The organism is Streptomyces sp. NPDC059900 (assembly GCF_050270335.1).
GTDB lineage: Bacteria > Actinomycetota > Actinomycetes > Streptomycetales > Streptomycetaceae > Streptomyces.
Window position 1 is genome coordinate 1 of record NZ_JBNNJZ010000482.1, and the last position, 6,296, is coordinate 6,296.

5 protein-coding genes are annotated in these 6,296 nt (G+C 69.7%); 3 read left to right on the top strand and 2 right to left on the bottom strand.

The features are described 5' to 3' along the window. Nucleotides 1-652 (top strand): aminotransferase class I/II-fold pyridoxal phosphate-dependent enzyme (locus ACQKIP_RS36795; RefSeq protein WP_427745134.1); only part of this gene is annotated, 652 nt, incomplete at its 5' end. 5 nt (nt 653-657) lie between these two features. After that, entirely contained in the window at nt 658-1,395 is a 738-nt protein-coding gene (locus ACQKIP_RS36800) for a class I SAM-dependent methyltransferase (protein WP_365864363.1), read from the top strand. A 9-nt stretch (nt 1,396-1,404) separates the two neighbouring features. Here the strand turns inward: ACQKIP_RS36800 and ACQKIP_RS36805 are convergent, their stop codons facing one another. Further along, a complete protein-coding gene (locus ACQKIP_RS36805; RefSeq protein ID WP_365864366.1) occupies nt 1,405-3,189 on the bottom strand; it encodes a glycoside hydrolase family 15 protein in 1,785 nt (594 codons plus the stop codon). 226 nt (nt 3,190-3,415) lie between these two features. Continuing rightward, complete coding sequence (locus ACQKIP_RS36810) at nt 3,416-3,850, bottom strand: VOC family protein (RefSeq protein WP_365864368.1); 435 nt, start codon at nt 3,848-3,850, stop codon at nt 3,416-3,418. A gap of 401 nt (nt 3,851-4,251) precedes the next feature. Between ACQKIP_RS36810 and ACQKIP_RS36815 the strand changes: the two genes are divergently transcribed. Beyond that, nucleotides 4,252-6,027 (top strand): cytochrome c biogenesis protein DipZ, encoded by a 1,776-nt coding sequence (locus ACQKIP_RS36815; RefSeq protein WP_365864370.1) that lies wholly within the window; start codon nt 4,252-4,254, stop codon nt 6,025-6,027. Nucleotides 6,028-6,296: the final 269 nt, after the last annotated feature.

Below are 6,296 nucleotides of genomic sequence, written 5' to 3' on the forward strand. Positions count from 1 at the left end.
GGCCGGGCTGTGCCGGGATCTGGACGCGACCCTGTACATCGACGACACCCACGGCTTCGGCGTCATCGGGGAGCGCGGCGCCGCCGAGCCGTGCCCGTACGGGATGCGCGGCAACAGCGTCGTGCGGCACACCGGCGAGACGTACGACAACATCGTGCTCGTCGGCGGCTTCTCCAAGGCCTACTCGTCGCTGCTCGCCTTCCTCGCGCTGCCCTCCGCGCTCAAGGAGCATTTGAAGGTCACCGCCGCCCCCTACCTGTACTCCGGGCCCTCGCCCACTGCCTCACTGGCGACCGCACTCGCCGGTATGGAGGTCAACGACCGGCGCGGGGAGGCCATCCGCGCCGATCTATACCGCAAGACCGTCCGGGTCCTCGATCACGTGGCCGGGCTCGGCCTGGCGACCCTCGACCGCGACCGGCTGCCGATCGTGGAGATCCCCCTGGTCGACGGATCGGACCTGGATGCCGTGGCCGGCTTCCTGTGGGAACAGGGCATCTATGTGACCCTGGCGGCCTATCCGCTGGTACCGCACGACCGGGTCGGATTCCGCGTGCAGATCACCGCCCTGAACTCCGACGACGACATCGACCGGCTCAACGCCGCCCTCACACGCCTGGTCGAACGCTTTCCGCTGCGACCGGGGAGCTGACACCGATGGCTCCGACCCGCAACGACGACGTGGACTGGGACAGCTGGCCCGTCCAGGACTACCTCGGCGAGAACTACCGCGAGCTGCATCCCTCCGATGCCGCGGTCATCGCCCACCACTCCGCCTTCTACCGGCAGTTCGAGCCGGGAAGCGCCGGGTGCTCCCTGGAATTCGGGGCCGGTCCCAACCTCTACCCGCTGATCCTTGCCGCCGCCGCGAGCCGCCGCATCGACGCCGTCGAAGCGAGCGCCGCAGGCGTGGCCTACCTCGCCCGCCAACTCGGACAAGCCCCGGACGAGAGCTGGTTGCCCTTCCACGCCCTGTGCCGGCGTCTCAACCCCGGTGTGCCGACGACGCTCGCACAGTCGCTCGAGGCGGTGCGCGTCATCCACGGCGACATCCGGGCGCTGGAGCCCGGCACCTACGACATCGCGTCGATGAACTTCGTCGCCGAAGGCGTCACCGAGGACTTCACTGAGTTCACCGACTTCTGCCACCGCTTCGCAGGCTCCGTGGTACCGGGCGGGCACCTCGTCGCGGCCTTCATGGAGAACATGCCCACCTACCGCATCGGGCCCGCCTCGCGGTGGCCCGGCTGCCCGGTCGACCCTGCCATCGTCACCCGGGTGTTCGCCCCCGTCACCGAGCGCCTGGTGGTCACCAGGATCGACGCCGACCCGACGCTGCCGGACTACGGCGACTCCGGAATGGTGCTCCTGACGGCGGCCAGGCCCGGAACCTGACCGCGCCGCTCATACACCGGCCTCCTGCAACGCGAACGCCGTCTCCACCAGCGCGATGTGGCTGAACGCCTGCGGCGCGTTGCCCAGTTGGCGACGCCCGTCCGGGTCCCACTGTTCGGCGAGCAGCCCCACGTCGTTGCGCACGTCCAGGACACGCTCGAAGGCCTCCCGCGCCGGCCCGGGGTGCCCCGTCGCCGCCAGCGCGTCGGCATACCAAAGGGAGCACGCCACGAACGTGCCCTCGGACCCGCGCATGCCGTCCACACCGGGCGTGGCCCGGCTGTCGTCCGCGTACCGGCGCACGAATCCGTGCCGGTCCAGGGCCTTCATCGCCCGGACGGTGTCGCGCACACGCGGGTCGCCGGCGGGCAGGAAGCCGACCTTGGGGATCAGCAGGGCCGACGCGTCCAGGGCGGGTGATCCGTAGGACTGCACGAACGACCGCTGTTGCTGGTCCCAGCCTTCACGGCACACCTCTTGGTGTACGGCGTCGCGCATCGCGCGCCACTGCTCGGCGGATTCGTTCCTGCCGAGGATCTCGCCCATCCGCAGGGCACGGTCGGCGGCGACCCACGACATGACCTTGGAGTGTACGAACTGTCGTCTGCCGCCTCTGACTTCCCACAGGCCCTGGTCCGGCTCACGCCAGTGGTCCCGCAGATGGCTCATCAAGGATTCCACCAGGCTCCACAGCCGGGGCTGCATCGGAATCCCCGCCCGCAGCGACAGGTAGAGCGTGTCGAGAACCTCGCCGTAGACGTCGAGTTGCAGCTGGCCGGCCGCCGCGTTCCCGAACCGGACGGGCCGCGAACCCTCGTAGCCGGGCAGCCACGGCGCCTCGGCCTCCGGCAGCCTTCGTTGTCCCTCCACCCCGTACACCGCCTGCAGATCGGCCGGGTCACCTGCCACGGCCCGCACCAGCCACTCGAGCCAGGCTGTCGCCTCGTCGCGATATCCGCTGCGCAGAAGGGCGGACAAGGTCAGTGTGGAGTCGCGCAGCCAGCAGAACCGGTAGTCCCAGTTGCGTCCGCCGCCCACGCACTCAGGGAGCGAAGTGGTCGGTGCCGCGACGATTCCGCCGGTCGGTGCGTAGGTGAGTGCCTTCAGCGTGATCAGTGAACGTGTGACGGCCTCCCGCCAGGGGCCCTGGTAGCGGCACCGAGCGGTCCAGGACCGCCAGAAGTCGCCGGTCGCCTTCAGCGCTGTCTCCGCGGGGACGCCCAGCGGCTGTGGCGGCTGGGGCAGATGCGAGGGCGCCCAGACCAGTTGCAGCGTGAGGCGCTGACCCGCCAGGACGGTGAAGTCCGCAACGGCGGAGCCGCCGCGGATCTGCGTCGGGCCGTCACAGCTCAGCCAGAGGGAATCCGGCCCGGCCACGGCGACCGTGCAGTGCTCGTGCGCTCGCACCCACGGCAGGACACGTCCCTGGTTGAAGCGCGGCCGCAGTTCACTGCGCATGGAGACGGCGCCGGACAGTCCTTCGACGAGACGCACGATGCAGGGAAGCTGCGCGCGGGGCGGCATGAAGTCCGTGACACGTACGGCACCGGTCGGGCACTCCCAGTAGGAATCCATGACCAGGGTGTCCTGGCGGTAGGCGCGCCGGGCACACGGCCCGGCTCCCGCGGGGGAAACGCGCCAGAACCCATGGTCAGCCGTGCCGAGCAGCGCGGCGAAGCATGCCGGGGAGTCGAAGCGCGGCAAACAGAGCCAGTCGATCGACCCGTCCCTGCCGAGCATGGCAGCGGACTCCAGGTCACCGATGAGGGCGTAGTCCTCGATACGTGCGTTCATGATCGGGATACGCCGTCGTGCACATTGCCGTGCCTCCATTTTACGCCGGGCACCACGGGCCGCACCCTCGGCCGGGGGCAAGGGGCAGGACCGCACCTTTGGGATCTTCAGCGTGCTGCCAAGGGAATGCGGGTGCGGCCCGGCGTACGCGCTCAGTGGGGCGGACCGGCTTGGCCTCGAGCCGGCCGCAGGAGCCGGCGGAGCTGCTGGTGGGCGATCCGCAGCTCTAGAGGCCGCCGAAATCGGGAAGAGTCAGCGAGCCGTCCTCGGCGAGGGGGAAACCGGGATTGTGCGCGATCTCCCAGGCATGTCCGTCGGGATCGGTGAAGGCGCTGGAGTAGAACCCGATGGCGTTGACGGCGGCGGGCTTGGTGATGGTCCCGCCGGCCTGCTCCACCACAGCGAGCAGGGCATCGACTTCCGCCTCGGAACGGACGTTGTGGGCCAGGGCGATCCCGCCGAAACCGGCCGCCGGCCCGGCTGCCAGGCCGCAGTCCTGCGCAAGCTTGCCGCGGTCCCACAGGACGAGCCCCAGACCCCCGGCCTGGAAGAAGACGGTCTCCTCGACTTCTTGCCCCCGCCAGCCCAGCGCCTCGTAGAAGCCCTTGGCGCGGGCGAGATCGGAGACTCCCAGGGTGACCAGAGTGATGCGCTGTTCCATGTGATCACGCTACTTCCGCGTCGGTGGCGGTCAACTCTGCCCCGCACAGGGGAAGCAGAAAACAGACCTTTGGGCCCTGTGGCCGTCCCGCACGAGTCGGGACATCTAGCCCAACTCGTGCCGCAGTTGGGGAGGAGGGTTGCAGGGCTCCGAGGTGCAGATCCTTGTGAAGTCGACCGAGGTCTCTCTCGCCACCGCCTGATGCGGCAGCCTGAGGGCCCGTACCCCTGACCGGGGTGCGGGCCCGGCGGGTGCCGGCCGCGGGACTCCCGCCGACAGGCGAGGCGGCGGGGCAGGGGTGCACCTGAGCCACTGGTGGGGCCAATCCGGCCCGAGCGGTGCTCCGAATCACCAGTGAGGAGAGCGGGCACACCGGTCTCCTGCGGCGGAGGGTGCTCCCCATGCTCACCTTGATCTTGATCGGGCTGCTCGGTGGTTTGATCACAGCGGTGTCGCCGTGCATCCTGCCCGTCCTGCCGGTCGTCTTCCTGGCCGGAGGGCCGGGCAACGAAGCCGACGGGCCTGCGGCCGGGAAGCCCGCGACAGCCCCGCAGCCAGCGGTCCCCGGTGACACCCTGGTCGCCCCTGCCGCACCCAAGCCCCCGGCCGTGCGCAACCGGCGTCCCTACGCGGTGGTGACAGGCCTGGTCATCAGCTTCAGCTTCTTCACGCTGCTGGGCGTGACCCTGCTGTCCGCGCTCGGCCTGCCGCAGGACCTCCTGCGTTACGTGGGACTGGCCCTGCTGGTCCTGATCGGCCTGGGCCTGATCTTCCCGCCCGTCGAGCGGCTGCTGGAGAAGCCGTTCGCGAGGATCCCGCAGCGGCAGGTGAACAAGGAGGGCAGCGCCTTCGCGCTGGGGCTCGGCCTGGGACTGCTCTACGTCCCCTGCGCCGGGCCGGTCCTTGCCGCGATCACGGTGGCCGGGGCGCGGGGCGAGATCAACGGGGACATCGTCGCGCTGACGGTCGCGTTCGCCGCCGGCACCGCGATCCCGCTGCTGGTCTTCGCCCTGGCCGGGCGGCGGGTGGCCGAACGGGTGGCGGCGTTTCGCACCCGGGCCCGCAAACTGCGCATCGGCGCCGGCCTGCTGATGGTCGTCCTGGCATTCGCGCTCGCTTTCAATGTCACCGACGCCATCCAGCGGGCCCTGCCCGACTACACCTCGGCGGCCCGGAAGAAGATCGAGGACAGCGACACCGCCCGCCAGCAACTGTCCGGGCTGTACAACAACTCCAACAAAGAACTCTCGAAGTGCGAGGACGGCGCCGACGAACTGCGGACGTGCGGCAAGGCACCGGCCATCGACGGCATCGCCAAGTGGCTGAACACTCCCGGCGGCTCGCCGGTGGACCTGGCGTCCCAGCGCGGCAAGGTGGTGCTGGTCGACTTCTGGACGTACTCCTGCATCAATTGCCAGCGGAGCCTGCCGCACATCAAGGCGTGGAACACCGCCTACAAGGCCTACGGGCTCGAGGTCATCGGCGTGCACTCGCCGGAGTTCCCCTTCGAGAAGAAGGCGGGCAACGTCGCCGACCAGGCCAAGAAGCTCGGTGTCACCTACCCGGTCGCCCTCGACAACGACCTGACCACCTGGGACAACTACCGCAACCGGTACTGGCCCGCCAAATACCTCATCGACGCCAAGGGCACCGTGCGCTACTTCAAGTTCGGCGAGGGCAAGTACGACCAGACCGAGGACCTCATCCGCACCCTCCTGAAGCAGGCGAACCCGCAGGTGCAACTGCCGCCCAAGACGGGCCAGAAGGCCGACGACCTGACCGCCGGACGCACCCCGGAGACCTACCTCAGCCACCTGCGCATCCGCGGCTACGTCGGCACCCCCCTGGTCGAGGACAAGGCGGCCACCTACCGCTTCCCGGCCGAGATCCCCCTCAACTCCCTCTCCCTGGACGGCACCTGGACGGCCGGATACGACCACTTCACCGCGGGCAAGGACGCCCGGCTGGCCTTCACCTACCGGGCCAAGAACGTCAACCTGGTCATGGCCGGCGAAGGCCCGGTGACGGTCCTGGTCGACGGCAAGGCCACAAAGACGGTGCAGGTGCACGGCACCCCGTCCCTGTACTCCCTGGTCGACGGGGACACCCCGGCCCGGGCGGAACTCGAACTGCGGATGGCCCCCGGAGTCCAGGGCTATGCCTTCACCTTCGGATAGCCCTCGGCGAAGAAAGGGGGGCCCGGTCACCCCTCGCACGGCCGGACCCTGGTGGGGCCCGGGTGAAGCGTCTTCTCATGAGCCAGTCCGCCCGCAACCGGCTCCCCGGCACCATCACCGACGTTGCCACCGGCGGTGGCATACGGGAGCGTCACAGGCCGTACGATCCGCATGACTTGCGGCAAAACGCCGTGCCGAGGACGCACACACGGGCGCGGCCTTGTGACAAGGCGGGAACGGGCGTAGCCCGGCCCTCGTAAGGGCCGGGC

Excerpts from the sequence above, each read along its gene's own strand:
- ACQKIP_RS36805 (WP_365864366.1), bottom strand. The coding sequence starts at position 3,189 with ATGAACGCACGTATCGAGGACTACGCCCTCATCGGTGACCTGGAGTCC.
- ACQKIP_RS36815 (WP_365864370.1), top strand. The coding sequence starts at position 4,252 with ATGCTCACCTTGATCTTGATCGGGCTGCTCGGTGGTTTGATCACAGCG.
- ACQKIP_RS36800 (WP_365864363.1), top strand. The coding sequence starts at position 658 with ATGGCTCCGACCCGCAACGACGACGTGGACTGGGACAGCTGGCCCGTC.
- ACQKIP_RS36810 (WP_365864368.1), bottom strand. The coding sequence starts at position 3,850 with ATGGAACAGCGCATCACTCTGGTCACCCTGGGAGTCTCCGATCTCGCC.